Source organism: Streptococcus vulneris, from assembly GCF_019218685.1.
GTDB lineage: Bacteria > Bacillota > Bacilli > Lactobacillales > Streptococcaceae > Streptococcus > Streptococcus vulneris.
In genome coordinates this window covers 24229-40731 of record NZ_JAHUZC010000012.1, presented here as the reverse complement: position 1 = coordinate 40731, position 16503 = coordinate 24229, and the positions used below count along the sequence as shown (strand labels likewise).

The 16503-nt window shown below is 40.6% G+C and carries 19 protein-coding genes; 14 read left to right on the top strand and 5 right to left on the bottom strand.

Annotation, left to right across the window (positions count from 1 at the left end; all coding sequences use genetic code 11):
- Positions 1–19: 19 nt before the first annotated feature.
- Positions 20–364 carry a lipopolysaccharide assembly protein LapA domain-containing protein gene (locus tag KUA57_RS08220; RefSeq protein ID WP_000913393.1) on the bottom strand — a complete coding sequence of 115 codons (345 nt, stop codon included), beginning with the start codon at positions 362–364 and terminating at the stop codon, positions 20–22.
- Between the two features lie 326 nt (positions 365–690).
- On the opposite strand from KUA57_RS08220, the gene KUA57_RS08215 reads away from it, so the two are divergent.
- The 3 genes from KUA57_RS08215 (at position 691) to manA (ending at position 3664) form a co-directional block, all read left to right on the top strand.
- Positions 691–951, top strand: coding sequence for a SemiSWEET family transporter (locus tag KUA57_RS08215; RefSeq protein WP_001291472.1), 261 nt, complete (start codon positions 691–693; stop codon positions 949–951).
- Positions 952–1159: 208 nt separating this feature from the next.
- Positions 1160–2599, top strand: coding sequence for a 6-phospho-beta-glucosidase (locus KUA57_RS08210; RefSeq protein WP_218494046.1), 1440 nt, complete (start codon positions 1160–1162; stop codon positions 2597–2599).
- A 120-nt stretch (positions 2600–2719) separates the two neighbouring features.
- Positions 2720–3664, top strand: a complete 945-nt coding sequence (gene manA / locus KUA57_RS08205) for a mannose-6-phosphate isomerase, class I (RefSeq protein WP_218494045.1) — start codon at positions 2720–2722, stop codon at positions 3662–3664.
- A gap of 40 nt (positions 3665–3704) precedes the next feature.
- On the opposite strand, the gene KUA57_RS08200 is transcribed toward manA, so the two are convergent.
- Positions 3705–5045 carry a sodium-dependent transporter gene (locus KUA57_RS08200; protein WP_218494044.1) on the bottom strand — a complete coding sequence of 447 codons (1341 nt, stop codon included), beginning with the start codon at positions 5043–5045 and terminating at the stop codon, positions 3705–3707.
- A 235-nt stretch (positions 5046–5280) separates the two neighbouring features.
- Between KUA57_RS08200 and KUA57_RS08195 the strand changes: the two genes are divergently transcribed.
- Positions 5281–6021, top strand: coding sequence for a MerR family transcriptional regulator (locus KUA57_RS08195; protein WP_000274780.1), 741 nt, complete (start codon positions 5281–5283; stop codon positions 6019–6021).
- 41 nt (positions 6022–6062) lie between these two features.
- Here KUA57_RS08195 and KUA57_RS08190 read toward each other — a convergent pair whose 3' ends face one another.
- Genes KUA57_RS08190 through KUA57_RS08180 form a run of 3 tightly spaced genes read right to left on the bottom strand, consistent with a single transcriptional unit; the run spans position 6063 to position 8708 of the window.
- On the bottom strand, positions 6063–6584 hold the full coding sequence (locus tag KUA57_RS08190) for a DUF1697 domain-containing protein (RefSeq protein ID WP_218494043.1): 522 nt from the start codon (positions 6582–6584) through the stop codon (positions 6063–6065).
- A gap of 48 nt (positions 6585–6632) precedes the next feature.
- Positions 6633–7805, bottom strand: coding sequence for an aminoacetone oxidase (gene aao / locus KUA57_RS08185; protein ID WP_218494042.1), 1173 nt, complete (start codon positions 7803–7805; stop codon positions 6633–6635).
- 57 nt (positions 7806–7862) lie between these two features.
- Entirely contained in the window at positions 7863–8708 is an 846-nt protein-coding gene (locus tag KUA57_RS08180; RefSeq protein WP_004256807.1) for a DegV family protein, read from the bottom strand.
- A 124-nt stretch (positions 8709–8832) separates the two neighbouring features.
- Between KUA57_RS08180 and KUA57_RS08175 the strand changes: the two genes are divergently transcribed.
- The 10 genes from KUA57_RS08175 (at position 8833) to KUA57_RS08130 (ending at position 16371) form a co-directional block, all read left to right on the top strand.
- Complete coding sequence (locus KUA57_RS08175) at positions 8833–9390, top strand: TetR/AcrR family transcriptional regulator (protein WP_000004136.1); 558 nt, start codon at positions 8833–8835, stop codon at positions 9388–9390.
- Positions 9391–9408: 18 nt separating this feature from the next.
- Positions 9409–9876 (top strand): deoxycytidylate deaminase, encoded by a 468-nt coding sequence (locus KUA57_RS08170; RefSeq protein ID WP_023947240.1) that lies wholly within the window; start codon positions 9409–9411, stop codon positions 9874–9876.
- Positions 9877–9965: 89 nt separating this feature from the next.
- Positions 9966–10595, top strand: coding sequence for a uracil phosphoribosyltransferase (upp, locus tag KUA57_RS08165; RefSeq protein ID WP_000515974.1), 630 nt, complete (start codon positions 9966–9968; stop codon positions 10593–10595).
- Between the two features lie 173 nt (positions 10596–10768).
- Positions 10769–11359, top strand: a complete 591-nt coding sequence (gene clpP, locus KUA57_RS08160; protein WP_000613475.1) for an ATP-dependent Clp protease proteolytic subunit ClpP — start codon at positions 10769–10771, stop codon at positions 11357–11359.
- Between the two features lie 78 nt (positions 11360–11437).
- Positions 11438–11713: a YlbG family protein gene (locus KUA57_RS08155; protein WP_000462122.1), complete on the top strand. Its 276-nt coding sequence runs from the start codon at positions 11438–11440 to the stop codon at positions 11711–11713.
- 77 nt (positions 11714–11790) lie between these two features.
- A complete protein-coding gene (locus KUA57_RS08150) occupies positions 11791–12951 on the top strand; it encodes an ABC transporter substrate-binding protein (protein ID WP_000726117.1) in 1161 nt (386 codons plus the stop codon).
- Between the two features lie 116 nt (positions 12952–13067).
- Entirely contained in the window at positions 13068–13937 is an 870-nt protein-coding gene (locus KUA57_RS08145) for a branched-chain amino acid ABC transporter permease (RefSeq protein ID WP_000941421.1), read from the top strand.
- Between the two features lie 3 nt (positions 13938–13940).
- Complete coding sequence (locus KUA57_RS08140) at positions 13941–14897, top strand: branched-chain amino acid ABC transporter permease (protein WP_218494041.1); 957 nt, start codon at positions 13941–13943, stop codon at positions 14895–14897.
- A complete protein-coding gene (locus KUA57_RS08135; protein ID WP_001185997.1) occupies positions 14897–15661 on the top strand; it encodes an ABC transporter ATP-binding protein in 765 nt (254 codons plus the stop codon). Before KUA57_RS08140 ends, KUA57_RS08135 begins: the two co-directional genes overlap by 1 nt.
- Positions 15661–16371, top strand: coding sequence for an ABC transporter ATP-binding protein (locus tag KUA57_RS08130; RefSeq protein ID WP_000062200.1), 711 nt, complete (start codon positions 15661–15663; stop codon positions 16369–16371). The genes KUA57_RS08135 and KUA57_RS08130 overlap by 1 nt, the downstream gene beginning before the upstream one ends.
- The last annotated feature ends 132 nt before the right edge of the window (positions 16372–16503 follow it).

Genomic DNA, 16503 nt, shown 5'->3' with positions numbered 1-16503 from the left:
GTGGTTATGATTTCTACACTTATTGTTTGGCTTCCTGTTTTAATTGTTGCACCTGTTCCTCGTACTGGACAAGCTCCCTGTCTTTTATATTGATAGTCGCTTCTGCTTCAGCAATGCGGCTTCTCAGATCTTGAGTCTTGTTATGGTGATAGCTAATACCAATAGCACTACCAGCAATGATCCCGATTACTAGACAAGTAAAAATCACCAAAATCAAGGGAGCAGATAGTTGTGTAAAGACAAGACTGACAGTTACTGTTTGACGATTGAGTAGACCAAATGAGATCACAATGACTAATAAGCTCAAACCGCCAATTAGATAAGCCTTATCTTTCAGTGACAATTCATTAAATTTTTTTAGCATAAGTTCCTTTTCTCCTGACTATGTTGATAGAAAACTACACACCATTTAGGTATTAACAAAATTCATTTTACTAGAAAATTTCGATACTGTCAATAATTTCTAACGGCTTATTTACCATCAATCAATCGATTCATTGAAAAGGAGTATTCATTTTCTAATATTTGATTGAGTAAACAGAACGGAGCAATTCGGTCTTTTTTCTGTTCCCTCTTTCTTATAACAAGATTGTGATAGTTTATATCTTTATAACAAAAGTTTTAAAGACTTGATTGTTTTGAAAGAATATTTTAAAATAAGATTCAGTAAAAATGAAAGAGGTTTTGAAAATGTCTGAAAAACAAATGAAAATTTTAGGTTGGGTAGCGACCTTTATGTCTGTTATGATGTATGTGTCTTACTTCCCACAAATCATGAACAATCTGGCTGGTCAAAAAGGAAATTTCATCCAGCCCTTGGTTGCTGCCATCAACTGTAGTCTCTGGGTTTACTACGGTCTTTTCAAAAAAGAAAGAGATATCCCCCTTGCAGCAGCTAATGCACCAGGTATTATTTTTGGCCTAGTGACGGTTATTACAGCTTTGATTTAAAAGGAACAGAGGAGACTAGTTTTCAGTCTTCTTTTTTGTTTCAGGGGAGGCTATTTACTTTTTCTAGAGGATAATTTTTTAAAAAACAATCTGATAAACTTAAATAGTAGAATAGTATCAGTATGTCACAGTATTTTATAAGAAAAGGTTTACAGAATAAGTTATAATATAAGTAAATGAACAAGCAAATAAGAAAGTGAGTAGAGTTATGACCGAAAAACTGACTTTTCCGGATGGTTTCTTGTGGGGCGGAGCGACAGCTGCCAACCAGTGTGAGGGTGCTTATAATTTAGAAGGTCGTGGATTGGCGAATGTGGATGTCGTCCCCATCGGTCCAGATCGTGAAGCCATTATCACAGGTCAGAAAAAGATGTTTTCGTTTGAGGAGGGCTATTTTTACCCAGCCAAGCAAGCTATTGATATGTACCATCATTACAAGGAAGATATTGCCCTTTTTGCGGAAATGGGCTTTAAGACTTATCGTCTATCCATTGCTTGGACTCGGATTTTTCCTAAGGGCGACGAAACAGTGCCAAATGAAGCTGGTCTAGCCTTTTATGAGGATTTATTTAAGGAGTGCCACAAGTATGGTATCCAACCTCTGGTGACTATCACTCATTTCGACTGTCCTATGCACTTGATTACAGAGTACGGTGGTTGGCGCAATCGTCGGATGTTAGACTTCTATGAAAAACTTTGTCGCACACTCTTTACCCGCTATAAGGGTTTGGTCAAATATTGGCTTACCTTCAACGAAATCAACATGATTCTCCATGCCCCCTTTATGGGAGCTGGGCTCTGTTTTGAAGAAGGAGAAAATCAAGAACTGGTTAAATATCAGGCTGCACACTATGAGTTGGTAGCTTCAGCTCTTGCGACAAAGATTGCCCACGAAATTGACCCAGAAAATAAGGTGGGATGTATGTTGGCTGCAGGGCAATACTATCCTAACACAGCCCATCCAAGAGACTACTGGGCAGCCATGGAGGAAGACCGCAAGAGTTACTTCTTCATTGATGTTCAAGCGCGTGGGGAATACCCAAACTACGCAAAGAAGCATTGGGAGCGTGAGGGGATTGAGATTCAAATGACGGCAGAGGATTTGGACTTGTTGAAGAATCACACTGTTGACTTTGTTTCCTTCTCTTACTATGCAAGTCGAGTGGCCTCAGGTGATCCAGAAGTTAAAGAATTAACTGCTGGAAATGTCTTTGCCTCCCTCAAAAATCCCTATCTAGAATCCTCAGAATGGGGATGGCAGATTGACCCACTTGGTCTTCGTATCACCCTCAATGCTATCTGGGATCGTTACCAAAAGCCAATGTTCATCGTGGAAAACGGTCTAGGTGCTATGGATACACCGGATGAGAATGGTTATGTAGCAGATGACTATCGGATTGCTTACTTAGAGGCTCATATCAAGGCTATGCGAGATGCCATTTACCAAGATGGAGTTGACTTGTTTGGGTATACGACTTGGGGCTGTATCGATCTGGTTTCGGCTGGAACAGGCGAAATGAACAAGCGGTATGGCTTTATCTATGTGGATCGTGATAATGAAGGTCATGGAAGTCTCAAACGTAGCAAGAAGAAGTCCTTCTACTGGTACAAGGATGTCATTGCCAGCAATGGTGCAAGCATTGAGTAGAGCACATTTGTTCACTATTTTTATAAAATCTTCTCCCTACTTTATAAGATGTGAAAAAGAGTTCAATTAGATGGAGCTTTTTGCTATAATGAGGGGAGAAAAATCAGACAGGAGAAGAAGATGTCAGAACCATTATTTTTACAATCAGTTATGCAAGAAAAAATCTGGGGTGGAACCAAGCTACGTGATGAGTTTGGCTACGACATCCCAAGTGAAAAAATCGGAGAATACTGGGCCATCTCAGCCCATCCAAATGGTGTCTCTAAAGTTGCCAATGGTCGCTTTGAAGGAACAGACCTAGCTACTTTGTATGCAGAACACCGTGAATTGTTTGGCAATCGTCCTGAGCCTGTATTTCCGCTTTTGACCAAAATCCTCGATGCCAACGACTGGCTCAGCGTCCAAGTCCATCCAGACGATGCATATGGGTTAGAACATGAAGGTGAGCTAGGTAAAACAGAGTGCTGGTACATTATCGCAGCGGACGAAGGTTCAGAAATTATCTACGGTCACAATGCTAAATCAAAAGAAGAACTCCGCCAGCAAATTGAGGACAAGAACTGGGATGCCTTGCTTACCAAAGTACCTGTTAAGGCTGGAGATTTCTTCTATGTTCCAAGTGGCACCATGCATGCTATCGGAGCAGGAATTTTGATTCTTGAAACTCAGCAATCTAGCGATACCACTTACCGTGTCTATGACTTTGACCGTAAGGATGATAATGGCAACTTGCGTGAACTTCACCTTGAAAAATCTATCGATGTCTTGAATATTGGCGAGCCTGCCAATAGCCGTCCTGTAACTATCAAAGCAGATGATTTACGTTCCACTCTCCTTGTATCCAATGATTTCTTTGCAGTTTACAAGTGGGAAATTACTGGAAAAGTTGACTTCGAAAAGACAGCTGACTACAGCTTATTCAGTGTCTTGGCTGGTCAAGGTCAACTAACTGTTGACGGGAAAAATTATCCAATCCAAAAAGGTAGCCACTTTATCCTACCAAGTGATGTTGAAGCTTGGACATTGGAAGGGCAAGGTCTGGAATTGATTGTTAGCCATCCATAAAAAAGAAAGGGCCTGAGTTTACTACTCAAGTCCTTTTTGATTACATAAATTGGGCGATGAAGACCACGATGATGATGATTGGAATGATGAAACGAAGAAGGAAGAGCCAGACTTGGAACAGTCCCTGTTTCCATGCTGTTTCATCAAGATGGAGTTCCTCCATTGCAAGAGCCTTTTTAAAGATATAGCCTGTAAAAAGTGAAAGGCAGAGAGCTCCAAATGGCATAAGGAGATTGGAAACCAAGAAGTCCATAGCATCAAAGAAGGTCTTCCCAAAAATATGAACATCTGCCATAATACTGTAAGATAGGGCTGAAGGGATTCCAAAGACAAAGGTCAAAATTCCTAAAATAACACTCCATTTGGCACGCTTGCTGTTGTCCTGATTGGTGATATTGCCTACATTGATTTCCAACATAACGACAGAAGAAGTGACCGTCGCAAAGAGGAAGAGCATGAGGAAGAGGATGTAGAAAATGGTTCCAAAAGGCATCTTGTCAAAGAGCTGAGGCAAGACGATAAAGAGCAGGCTCGGTCCCCCTTCAGATTGGATATTGAAGGCTGACATGGCTGGGAAAATGGCTAGACCCGCCATGATAGATACTGAAATATTCATGACTACGATGGAAATCCCTGACTGGACTAGATTGGTTTTTTTGTCCAAATAAGAAGCATAGGTCAGCATGGCTGTAACCCCTAGTGAGAGGGCAAAGAAAGATTGTCCCAGAGCATAGAGGAGACCAGCACTTGTCAGCTTAGAGAAGTCTGGTTTTAGGAAGTAAAGAACCCCTTCCATGGCATTTGGCAAACTGAGAGAGCGCCCAATGATGACAACAAAGATGATAAAGAGCAGGGGCATCATGACTTTCGAAGCTCTTTCAATCCCTTTTTGAACCCCACGTGATACAATAAAGATATTCAATAGGATAAAGACCGCTTGTGCCCCTAGGGCAATGGCTGGATTTGAAATGATGGAAGTAAATAACTGAGCATAATCCCCCGTTCCACCAATTTGGAACAATTTTCCAAACTCAATGCCTAGATAGACTAGAATCCATCCTCCAATAACACTGTAGAAAGATAAGAGGATAAAGAGGGCAAAGGCACCAATCCAACCGATAAAGTTGTACTTGCTATTCTTTCCTAGTTTTCCAAAGGTTTTGATAGCTGAGACACCAGCACTTCGGCCGAGGGCAAACTCAGCTAGCAAAAGGGGAAAACCGATTAGAATAGTGGAGATGAGAAAGACTAGTAAAAAGCCTCCTCCACCGTTAGCAGCAGTCATATAAGGAAATTTCCAAACGGCTCCAAGTCCGATGGCTGAACCAGCAGATGCTAGGATAAAGCCCAGTTTAGAACCCCATTGCGATTTTTCAGACATAGTTAAACTCCTAAAATTAGTATTACAAAAGAAAAAGCTACTGCCCTTGGCAAATAGCCTCATAAGTACTCAAAATGAGCCTTTCTTTTGATTGATAGACTTGACTATCCTATCATGTTTTCTAAGGTCTGTCAAGAAAACCATTTTCATGTTATGATAAAGTAAAAAAATTTCGCAAAAACGCTTGACTCTGACCTAAGGGTAGGGGTTATACTATCATTGTAAGGAGGAAATCATGTACCATATAAAAGAAGCTGCGCAGCTTTCGGGTGTCTCTGTCAAGACCCTGCACCACTACGATAAGATAGGGCTTTTGGTTCCTTTAAAGTCGGAAAACGGCTATCGAACATACAGTCAGGAGGATTTGGAGCGACTTCAGGTCATTCTTTATTACAAATATCTAGGTTTTTCTTTAGAAAAAATAGCAGAGCTATTAAAGGAAGAAAGGACAGATTTATTGCCCCATCTGACCAGACAGTTGGACTATTTGACTCGAGAAAGGGAACATCTGGATACCTTGATTTCAACCTTGCAAAAAACCATTAAAGAACAAAAAGGAGAAAGAGAAATGAGCATTCAAGAGAAATTTGCTGGATTTAACTACCAAGACCATCAAAAATACCACCAAGAGGCGGTAGAGAAATATGGACAAGAAGTCATGGACCAAGCGCTGGAGCGCCAAAAAGGTCACGAAGACGAGGCTACAGCTGCCTTCAACCAAGTTTTTCAAGCTTTGGCACAAAATCTTCAAGCTGGTCTACCTGTAACAGCAACCGAAAATCAAGAAGAAGCCACTAAACTCTTGCAAGCCATCCGTACTTATGGATTTGACTGCTCTATTGAGGTATTTGGTTATATCGGTAAAGGCTACGTCTACAACCCAGAATTTAAGGAAAACATTGACAAATTTGGACCTGGAACAGCCCAGTACACATCAGATGTCATTGCCTATTATGTCCAAACTCAGACAAAATAAAATCGGAGGAGCATTCTTCCGATTTTTACTAAATTCAAGCACTATTTGCTTAATAATTTTTCTACCACATTTAGTTTTCGCATGGTCAAATCTACATTAAAAAGCTTTTCAAGATAGTTGGTATGGAGTTTCTTTTGTTTAGCAGTTCTAGGGAGATAGAGGTAAAGACAATGGTTACCGATACAAATTTCTTCTTCACCGTAATCAATTTTCAATTTTTCTAAAGGGAGACTTTGAATAGATTCTTGATAAAAAATCACATGTATACGGTCATAAAGATAGTGTTCTCCAAACGGGTTTTCTTGGACAATTTTTTTAAAATCACTTTTGTTCTTGATAACCATTTTTAAGTCGGCCCCAATTTTTTCCTTTATCAGAGTATGAACACATTCTCGTATTTCTTCTAAATCTAAATCACTTTCAAGAATGATATTACCACTTTGAATATAGGTTCGAATTTGTTGAAAACCGGCTTCTGTTAAGATATCTACTAGATAAGACATTTTAGGGATAGCATTTTTTCCATTAGGAGTAACTCCCCTTAACAAGATAATATGTTCCAAAGGACTTCCTTTCTTTTGGGGCTGATTTAGCCATTAAATAATTCAGATTTAGATTGGGTTTGATCCCGCCACCCAGCCGGTACAGAGGGCAGAAGTGATGTTAAAGCCCCCCGTATGAGCATTGATATCCAGTACCTCGCCCGCAAAGTGGAGGCCAGGGACCAGCTTACTTTCTAGAGTTTTGGGATTGATTTCCTTGAGACTGACGCCCCCTTTGGTAACAAATGACTTGGCAAGAGACATTTTACCAGTTACAGGGATTTTGAGATTTTTGATAGACTGGAGCAGTTGTTCGCGTTCCTTTTCAGTCAGTTGTTTGACTTTGTCAGGATAGCCTTGCACAAAAAATTCTGCCAAGCGTTCTGGAAACAAGTTTTTTGAAGCATTTTTCAAGGATTTTTCCCGATTCTCTTCTAGAAATGCAGCCAAGTCCTTCTCAGAAAGTTGAGGCAAAACATCTAGTGAGAGAACCTCCCCACCCTTGACAAAACTAGACATACGCAGGGCAGCAGGGCCTGACAAACCAAAGTGGGTAAAGAGCAAATCATGAGTGATGACATGCTTACCATAGCTTAGGGTCACATCGTCCAGTGAAATACCCTGCAAGACCTTGTGTGGAAAATCTGTCAACAAAGGACTTTCAGCAGCCTCAAGCTCGGTAATGGTGTGTTTAAAATGACGGGCAATCTCGTGACCAAAACCAGTCGAACCAGTAGAAGGATAGGATTTCCCACCAGTTGTGACAATGAGTTTCTCACAAGTGAATGTTTGGTCTGTGGATTTAAGGATAAACTGATTTTCTACCTTTTTAACCGAAACAATTTCTGTTTGAGTGAGAACTTGTCCGCCTAGCTCAGCGATTTTCTTTTCCAAGGCTTCAATAATGGTCCGAGACTTGTCACTAGCCGGAAAGACGCGGCCGTGGTCTTCGACCTTAAGTTTAACACCATTTTCAGTAAAAAAGTTGATGATATCATGGTTATCAAATTGGGAGAAGACACTGTAGAGAAAGCGCCCATTTCCAGGGATGCCAGCTAGTAGGTCGTCCAAGCTACCATTGTTGGTCACATTGCAGCGTCCCCCACCAGTCCCAGCTAATTTTTTTCCAAGTTTCCGATTTTTTTCGATGAGGAGGGTTTTCTGTCCATAAAAGCTACTGGAAATCGTAGCCATCATACCAGCAGGACCTCCACCAATGACAATAGTATCAAAATGTTTCATAGCTCTATTGTACCACAAAAAACAAGAGATGATGGTCACCTCTTGTCAAGAATGCAATTAATCAATTTCATATCCCATCAGCAAACCGCCATCTTCCGCATAAAAACTGCAGAGACCAGATGTTGGGAGAATTTTAATATCCGCCTGTGGGAAGGTTTCATGGATTCGCTCTGAAAGCTGTTGGCAACATTTCTCGTTATTGCGTTGAGCCATGACAATACGGCCACCAGCATATCCAGCCTTGACTAATTCTTCATAGGCAGCTTGAACTGATTTCTTTGGTCCTCGTGCTTTTTGTAGCAATTCGAGAGTTCCAGTTTCACTAGCTTCTCCGACCATACGGATATTTAGAAGGCCAACGACCGTACCGATAAGCTTGCTCAAACGGCCGTTCTTCACCAAGTTATCGACTTTGGCTAGGACAAAAAGTAACTTGGTTTTTTCTTGATAGGCAGTGATAGCTTCAACCACTTCTTCAAAAGATAAGCCCTGGTCAATCAAGTCATTCAATTTTTCTACGAGCAAGTCAACTTCCCCACCAGCAGACAAACTATCAATCACATGAATCTTAGTGTCAGGATGTTCTTCCAGATAAATATTTTTTGCTAGTTGAGCACTATTGTGGCTGCCAGAAAGAGTACCAGTGATGGTTACTAGGAAAATGTTTTTGGCTCCTTCAAATGCTCGCAAATAATCATCTGGGCTTGGACAAGCTGATTTTGAAGCTTCTGCAGTTGCATACATGGTTTCCATCATTTGGTCAATGTCAAGATTGGCATCATCAACAAAGACCTGATCAGCTACTTGAATGGTTAAGGGGACACTTACAAAGGTCGTGTCAATAGCTGGTGTTGCCAGCTGACGATAATCACAACCAGAGTCAGCAATAATCTTCCAAGTCATAGAAATTCTCCATCTTTGTCAGTTATACATTGACAAAGGTTCTGTCTTTTTTTACAATTATATCATGAAAGCCCTTGAAACAAAAGCCTCATCCGTCTGTTGTGACAAGTAGAAAGAAAATGTTATGTCTGAACGTAGAATCTCTGAAAAATCTCTTGAAAATCTCAGAAAATCAAACCAAGAATCCAATTTATTAACTAGAGAAGCCATCGAAACAGCCCTCTTGCAACTCTTGGAAAAAAAGGACCTGACCAAGATTAGTATTTCTGAATTGGTCAAACGTGCAGGCGTTTCTCGTGCGGCCTTTTATCGCAATTATGATTCCAAAGAGGAGATTTTAGAAAGCGTATTTAAACGAACTGTCCACAATATTATGGAACAGTTGCATCATTATGATTTAAAGACAGACCTTTATCTGGTCTGGGTTCACCTTTTCCGAGAAGCAAGAAAGGAAGCCAGAGTGATTCAACTTGCCTTAGATTACCATCTGGAAAAAATCTTTGTCCAAGCCATGCAGGAGTTTCTGGAAAAATACCATGGAAAATCAAAAGGTGTCAGCTCTTATCTTCATTCCTTCTGGAGTTCAGCCATCGTCTCAGTCCTTTTAAAATGGATCAAGGATGGCATGAAGGTACCTGCTGAAAAGATTGCAGATTTACGGTTACCATTTTTTAAAAAATAGAGAAAAAGGAGAAGAGATATGACTGAAGAAAGACTAGCATGGGATGAGTATTTTGCAGCCCAAGCTCTACTAATTGCCAATCGTTCCACTTGTAAACGTGCCAAAGTGGGCGCAATTCTGGTAAAGGATAATAAGGTTATTTCAACTGGTTACAATGGTTCAGTGTCAGGAACCGAGCATTGTATTGACCACGAATGTCTGGTCATTGAAGGCCACTGTGTTCGCACCCTTCACGCTGAGGTCAATGCTATCCTTCAAGGTGCAGAACGTGGTGTTCCTAAAGGCTTTACAGCCTATGTAACCCATTTTCCTTGTCTGAATTGTACCAAACAATTGCTTCAGGTCGGTTGTAAGCGTGTGGTTTATATCAACCAGTACCGAATGGACGACTACGCCCAATACCTTTATCAAGAAAAGGGAACAGAATTGACTCATTTACCACTTGAGACAGTACAGACAGCTCTTAAAGAGGCTGATTTAATGTGAAAAATTATCAAAAATAAATGGTTTAGAAAGATTTTTAAACCGTTTTTTGGTATAATAAGAAGAATAAATTGAAAGAAGGAATTCCAAAAATGGGAAAAATTGAAGTTATTAATCATCCACTGATTCAACACAAATTGTCAATCTTGCGTCGTACAGATACTTCTACAAAAGCTTTTCGTGAGCTAGTAGATGAGATTGCAATGTTGATGGGGTATGAAGTACTTCGTGATCTTCCACTAGAAGATGTAGAAATCGAAACACCAATCACAAAAACAGTTCAAAAACAATTGGCAGGTAAGAAATTGGCTATCGTTCCAATCTTGCGTGCAGGTATCGGGATGGTGGATGGACTTTTGAGCTTGGTTCCAGCTGCTAAAGTTGGCCACATTGGTATGTACCGTGATGAAGAAACGCTTCAACCAGTTGAGTACTTGGTGAAATTACCTGAAGATATTGACCAACGTCAAATTTTTGTGGTAGACCCAATGTTGGCAACAGGTGGATCAGCAATCTTGGCTGTTGACTCTCTTAAAAAACGTGGTGCATCAAATATCAAATTTGTCTGCCTTGTATCTGCTCCAGAAGGTGTTAAAGCCCTTCAAGAAGCTCATCCAGATGTAGAAATCTTTACAGCAGCCTTGGATGAACGCTTGAACGAACACGGTTATATCGTTCCAGGTCTTGGAGATGCTGGAGACCGCTTGTTCGGTACGAAATAAGATCGAAAAGAAGAATGACTTGGAAAAGAAGCTCCAGTCACGAAAGGAGGTTGAATTTTTGTTTCTGTCTGATGAAAACAGAGCAAAAATTTGACCTTTTTTGACCAAGATATTATAATAGTCTTATCTTCAGTCATTTGACCAACAAAATTAAAACTCAAAAGGAGAAATAAATGATTCCTGTAGTTATTGAACAAACAAGCCGTGGAGAACGTTCTTACGATATTTACTCACGTCTTCTCAAAGACCGCATCATTATGCTGACAGGCCCAGTTGAAGACAATATGGCTAACTCTGTTATTGCCCAATTGCTTTTCTTAGATGCCCAAGATAGTACAAAAGATATTTACCTTTATGTCAATACACCTGGTGGTTCCGTTTCAGCTGGTTTGGCAATCGTTGATACCATGAACTTTATCAAGGCCGATGTCCAAACCATCGTTATGGGTATGGCCGCATCTATGGGGACGGTCATTGCATCAAGTGGAGCAAAAGGCAAACGTTTCATGCTTCCAAATGCAGAGTATATGATCCACCAACCAATGGGTGGTACAGGTGGAGGTACTCAGCAAACCGATATGGCGATCGCTGCAGAACACTTGCTTAAAACTCGTAATACTTTGGAAAAAATCTTGGCTGAAAATTCAGGTCAGTCAATCGAAAAAGTCCATGCAGATGCAGAACGAGATAACTGGATGAGCGCCCAGGAAACACTTGAATATGGCTTTATTGATGAAATCATGGCCAACAATTCATTGAATTAATGGTGATAGAAGGCAAACTCGACTGGGTTTGCTTTTTTTGGTATAATAGGGAGAGATTTCTTAGAAAGAGGATTTATCATGTTTGAAAAAGTCAATCGATCTGGCTTGATTATCTATCTTTACTATAATCGTGATGCCAAAAAACTGCAGGATTATGGAGATATTACCTATCATTCCAAGAAACATCGTTACTTACAGCTTTATGTTCCAACTCAAGAAGTGGAGCAATTGGTCGGGCGCTTGGGCAAGGAAAAATTTATAAAAAAAGTTAGAGTTTGTCATATCCAAGAGTTGGAAACACCCTTTGTGGGCAATCTTTATCGAGAGGAAAACGTTATCATCGAAAAAGTCTAAGAAAAGTGTTGACAATTTTCTGATAATTCGGTATATTCTTAACATGCTATTTATTTAAGAATAAGGAGACAAAAAAGATGAAGAAAAAATTTGCCCTATCGTTTGTGGCGCTTGCAAGTGTAGCACTTCTTGCAGCCTGTGGAGAAGTGAAGTCTGGAGCGTCAAACGCTGCTGGTAATTCAGTAGATGAAAAGACAATCAAAATTGGATTTAACTTTGAAGAAACTGGTGCCGTAGCAGCCTACGGTACATCTGAACAAAAAGGTGCCCAACTTGCCGTTGATGAAATCAATGCTGCAGGTGGTATCGATGGAAAACAAATCGAAGTAGTCGATAAAGATAACAAGTCTGAAACAGCTGAGGCGGCTTCAGTAACAACTAACCTTGTAACCCAATCTAAAGTATCAGCAATCGTAGGACCTGCGACATCTGGTGCAACTGCAGCTGCGGTAGCTAACGCTACAAAAGCAGGTGTTCCATTGATTTCGCCAAGTGCGACTCAAGATGGATTGACTAAAGGTCAAGATTACCTCTTTATCGGAACTTTCCAAGATAGCTTCCAAGGAAAAATTATCTCAAACTATGTTTCTGAAAAATTGCAAGCTAAGAAAGTTGTTCTTTACACTGATAATGCTAGCGACTATGCTAAAGGTATTGCCAAAGCCTTCCGTGAAGCTTACAAAGGTGAAATCGTTGCAGATGAAACTTTCGTAGCAGGTGACACAGACTTCCAAGCAGCCCTTACAAAAATGAAAGGGAAAGATTTTGATGCTATCATCGTTCCTGGTTACTACACTGAAGCTGGTAAAATTGTAAACCAAGCGCGTGGTATGGGAATTGACAAACCAATCGTTGGTGGTGATGGATTCAACGGTGAAGAGTTTGTACAACAAGCAACTCCTGAAAAAGCATCAAACATCTACTTTATCTCAGGCTTCTCAACTACTGTAGAAGTTTCAGCTAAAGCAAAAGCTTTCCTTGATGCTTACCGTGCTAAGTACAACGAAGAGCCTTCAACATTTGCAGCCTTGGCTTATGACTCAGTTCACCTTGTAGCAAACGCAGCAAAAGGTGCTAAAAACTCTGGTGAAATCAAGGATAACCTTGCTAAAACAAAAGATTTTGAAGGTGTGACTGGTCAAACAAGCTTTGATGCAGACCACAACACAGTCAAAACTGCTTACATGATGACCATGAACAATGGTAAGGTTGAAGCAGCAGAAGTTGTAAAACCATAATAGAAAAATGTTGAAATAGGGAATGAGCCTCTGACTCACTCCCTGTTTCGATGTTTAAGAACCTATCAAAAAGTGAGGGGAAACCCTCAAAATTATAAATAGAAAGAGTGAATCTTATGCTCCAACAACTAGTAAATGGTTTGATTCTAGGTAGTGTTTATGCGCTGTTAGCCCTAGGATATACCATGGTTTACGGAATTATCAAGCTCATCAACTTCGCCCACGGTGATATTTATATGATGGGAGCCTTTATCGGTTATTTCTTGATTAATTCTTTCCAAATGAATTTCTTTGTAGCTCTTATTGTAGCTATGTTAGCGACAGCCATTCTTGGTGTCGTGATTGAGTTCCTTGCTTACCGACCTTTGCGTCACTCTACTCGTATTGCTGTTTTGATTACGGCTATTGGGGTTTCTTTCCTATTGGAGTATGGGATGGTCTATCTGGTTGGTGCCAATACCCGTGCCTTCCCTCAAGCGATTCAAACAGTTCGCTATGATTTGGGACCAATCAGCTTAACAAATGTGCAGTTAATGATCTTGGCCATTTCCTTGATTTTGATGATTTTGTTACAAGTCATTGTCCAAAAAACAAAGATGGGGAAAGCCATGCGTGCTGTATCTGTAGATAGCGATGCGGCACAATTGATGGGGATCAATGTAAACCGTACTATCAGCTTTACCTTTGCTTTGGGTTCAGCTCTTGCTGGTGCAGCTGGTGTTCTGATTGCCCTCTATTATAACTCTCTTGAGCCTTTGATGGGGGTTACTCCAGGTCTTAAGTCTTTCGTTGCCGCAGTACTTGGTGGTATCGGGATTATTCCTGGTGCGGCTCTTGGTGGTTTTGTGATTGGTTTATTGGAAACTTTTGCGACAGCCTTTGGAATGTCAGACTTCCGTGATGCCATTGTTTATGGAATCCTGTTGTTGATCTTGATTGTCCGCCCAGCAGGTATTCTTGGTAAAAATGTGAAAGAGAAGGTGTAAACGATGAAGGAAAATTTAAAAGTTAATATTCTATGGTTACTCCTTTTATTAGCTGGCTATGGCTTGATTAGTGTACTGGTTTCAGTCGGAGTACTCAACCTATTCTATGTACAGATTTTACAACAAATTGGAATTAATATTATTTTGGCTGTTGGTCTCAACTTAATCGTTGGTTTTTCAGGACAATTTTCACTTGGGCATGCTGGTTTCATGGCGATTGGTGCCTATGCCGCTGCTATTATTGGATCTAAATCACCAACCTACGGTGCCTTCTTTGGAGCTATGCTGATAGGGGCTTTGCTTTCAGGAGCAGTTGCCTTGCTTGTCGGAATTCCAACCTTGCGCTTGAAGGGGGATTACCTTGCGGTGGCGACTCTAGGTGTTTCTGAAATTATCCGTATCTTTATCATCAATGGTGGAAGCATTACAAATGGTGCGGCAGGTATCTTGGGAATTCCAAACTTTACAACTTGGCCAATGGTATACTTCTTTGTCGTGATTACAACCATTGCAACCTTGAACTTCTTGCGTAGTCCAATTGGACGTTCAACCCTATCTGTTCGTGAGGATGAAATCGCTGCTGAGTCAGTTGGGGTTAATACGACTAAAATTAAAATCATCGCCTTTGTATTTGGTGCTATTACTGCAAGTATTGCAGGGTCACTTCAGGCAGGATTTATTGGATCTGTTGTACCGAAAGATTACACATTCATCAACTCAATCAACGTTTTAATTATTGTTGTATTTGGTGGACTTGGTTCCATTACAGGTGCAATCGTTTCAGCTATTGTCCTTGGAATTTTGAATATGCTTCTCCAAGACGTTGCTAGCGTGCGTATGATTATTTACGCTTTGGCCTTGGTATTGGTAATGATTTTCAGACCAGGTGGACTCCTTGGAACATGGGAATTGAGCCTATCACGTTTCTTTAAAAAATCTAAGAAGGAGGAACAAAACTAATGGCATTACTTGAAGTAAAACAGTTAACCAAACATTTTGGCGGTCTAACAGCTGTTGGAGATGTGACTCTTGAATTGAACGAAGGGGAACTGGTTGGACTAATCGGTCCAAACGGAGCTGGGAAAACCACCCTTTTTAACCTCTTGACTGGTGTTTATGAACCAAGCGAGGGAACAGTAACCCTAGATGGCCACCTTTTGAATGGAAAGTCACCTTATAAGATTGCTTCTTTGGGACTTGGACGTACATTCCAAAATATCCGTCTCTTTAAAGATTTAACAGTTTTAGACAATGTTTTGATTGCCTTTGGCAACCATCACAAACAACATGTTTTTGCTAGTTTCTTACGCTTACCAGCTTTTTACAAGAGTGAAAAAGAATTAAAGGCTAAAGCTTTGGAATTGCTGAAAATCTTTGATTTGGATGGTGATGCAGAGACTCTTGCTAAAAATCTTGCCTACGGACAACAACGTCGTTTGGAAATTGTTCGTGCCCTCGCTACGGAACCTAAAATTCTCTTTTTAGATGAACCAGCAGCAGGTATGAACCCACAGGAAACAGCCGAATTGACTGAGTTAATTCGTCGCATCAAAGATGAATTTAAGATTACAATCATGTTGATTGAACATGATATGAATCTGGTTATGGAGGTTACAGAACGTATCTACGTACTTGAATACGGTCGTTTGATTGCTCAGGGAACTCCAGACGAAATTAAGACCAATAAACGCGTTATCGAAGCTTATCTAGGAGGTGAAGCCTAATGTCTATGTTAAAAGTTGATAATCTTTCTGTGCATTACGGCATGATCCAAGCGGTCCGTGATGTAAGCTTTGAAGTGAATGAAGGAGAAGTTGTTTCCCTTATCGGTGCCAATGGTGCAGGTAAGACAACCATTCTCCGTACCTTGTCTGGTTTGGTTAGACCGAGTTCAGGAAAGATTGAATTTTTAGGTCAAGAAATCCAAAAAATGCCGGCTCAGAAAATCGTGGCAGGTGGTCTTTCACAAGTACCAGAAGGACGCCACGTCTTCCCTGGCTTGACTGTTATGGAAAATCTAGAAATGGGAGCTTTCTTAAAGAAAAATCGTGAAGAAAATCAAGCTAATTTGAAGAAAGTTTTCTCACGCTTCCCACGTCTTGAAGAACGGAAGAACCAGGATGCAGCCACTCTTTCAGGGGGGGAACAACAAATGCTTGCCATGGGACGCGCCCTTATGTCAACACCAAAACTTCTTCTTTTAGATGAACCATCAATGGGACTTGCCCCAATCTTTATCCAAGAGATTTTTGATATCATTCAAGATATCCAGAAGCAAGGGACAACTGTCCTCTTGATCGAACAAAACGCTAATAAAGCACTCGCAATCTCTGACCGAGGATATGTACTGGAAACAGGGAAAATCGTTCTATCAGGAACAGGAAAAGAACTCGCTTCATCAGAAGAAGTCAGAAAAGCATATCTAGGTGGCTAAAACAATCCAGTGGATTGTTTTAGTCGGCAGATGAAGATTACGAAGTAATCATCATTATAGTCCGGGGGACCTTTTTAGTCGGTGAATAGAGATTGCGAAGCAGTCATCAAATCCAGGGGATTATTTTAGTCT

Bases quoted from the DNA above. Each gene is read 5' to 3' on its own strand.
- KUA57_RS08220 (WP_000913393.1), bottom strand. From the start codon at position 364: ATGCTAAAAAAATTTAATGAATTGTCACTGAAAGATAAGGCTTATCTA.
- KUA57_RS08215 (WP_001291472.1), top strand. From the start codon at position 691: ATGTCTGAAAAACAAATGAAAATTTTAGGTTGGGTAGCGACCTTTATG.
- KUA57_RS08210 (WP_218494046.1), top strand. From the start codon at position 1,160: ATGACCGAAAAACTGACTTTTCCGGATGGTTTCTTGTGGGGCGGAGCG.
- manA (WP_218494045.1), top strand. From the start codon at position 2,720: ATGTCAGAACCATTATTTTTACAATCAGTTATGCAAGAAAAAATCTGG.
- KUA57_RS08200 (WP_218494044.1), bottom strand. From the start codon at position 5,045: ATGTCTGAAAAATCGCAATGGGGTTCTAAACTGGGCTTTATCCTAGCA.
- KUA57_RS08195 (WP_000274780.1), top strand. From the start codon at position 5,281: ATGTACCATATAAAAGAAGCTGCGCAGCTTTCGGGTGTCTCTGTCAAG.
- aao (WP_218494042.1), bottom strand. From the start codon at position 7,805: ATGAAACATTTTGATACTATTGTCATTGGTGGAGGTCCTGCTGGTATG.
- KUA57_RS08180 (WP_004256807.1), bottom strand. From the start codon at position 8,708: ATGACTTGGAAGATTATTGCTGACTCTGGTTGTGATTATCGTCAGCTG.
- KUA57_RS08175 (WP_000004136.1), top strand. From the start codon at position 8,833: ATGTCTGAACGTAGAATCTCTGAAAAATCTCTTGAAAATCTCAGAAAA.
- KUA57_RS08170 (WP_023947240.1), top strand. From the start codon at position 9,409: ATGACTGAAGAAAGACTAGCATGGGATGAGTATTTTGCAGCCCAAGCT.
- upp (WP_000515974.1), top strand. From the start codon at position 9,966: ATGGGAAAAATTGAAGTTATTAATCATCCACTGATTCAACACAAATTG.
- clpP (WP_000613475.1), top strand. From the start codon at position 10,769: ATGATTCCTGTAGTTATTGAACAAACAAGCCGTGGAGAACGTTCTTAC.
- KUA57_RS08155 (WP_000462122.1), top strand. From the start codon at position 11,438: ATGTTTGAAAAAGTCAATCGATCTGGCTTGATTATCTATCTTTACTAT.
- KUA57_RS08150 (WP_000726117.1), top strand. From the start codon at position 11,791: ATGAAGAAAAAATTTGCCCTATCGTTTGTGGCGCTTGCAAGTGTAGCA.
- KUA57_RS08145 (WP_000941421.1), top strand. From the start codon at position 13,068: ATGCTCCAACAACTAGTAAATGGTTTGATTCTAGGTAGTGTTTATGCG.
- KUA57_RS08140 (WP_218494041.1), top strand. From the start codon at position 13,941: ATGAAGGAAAATTTAAAAGTTAATATTCTATGGTTACTCCTTTTATTA.
- KUA57_RS08135 (WP_001185997.1), top strand. From the start codon at position 14,897: ATGGCATTACTTGAAGTAAAACAGTTAACCAAACATTTTGGCGGTCTA.
- KUA57_RS08130 (WP_000062200.1), top strand. From the start codon at position 15,661: ATGTCTATGTTAAAAGTTGATAATCTTTCTGTGCATTACGGCATGATC.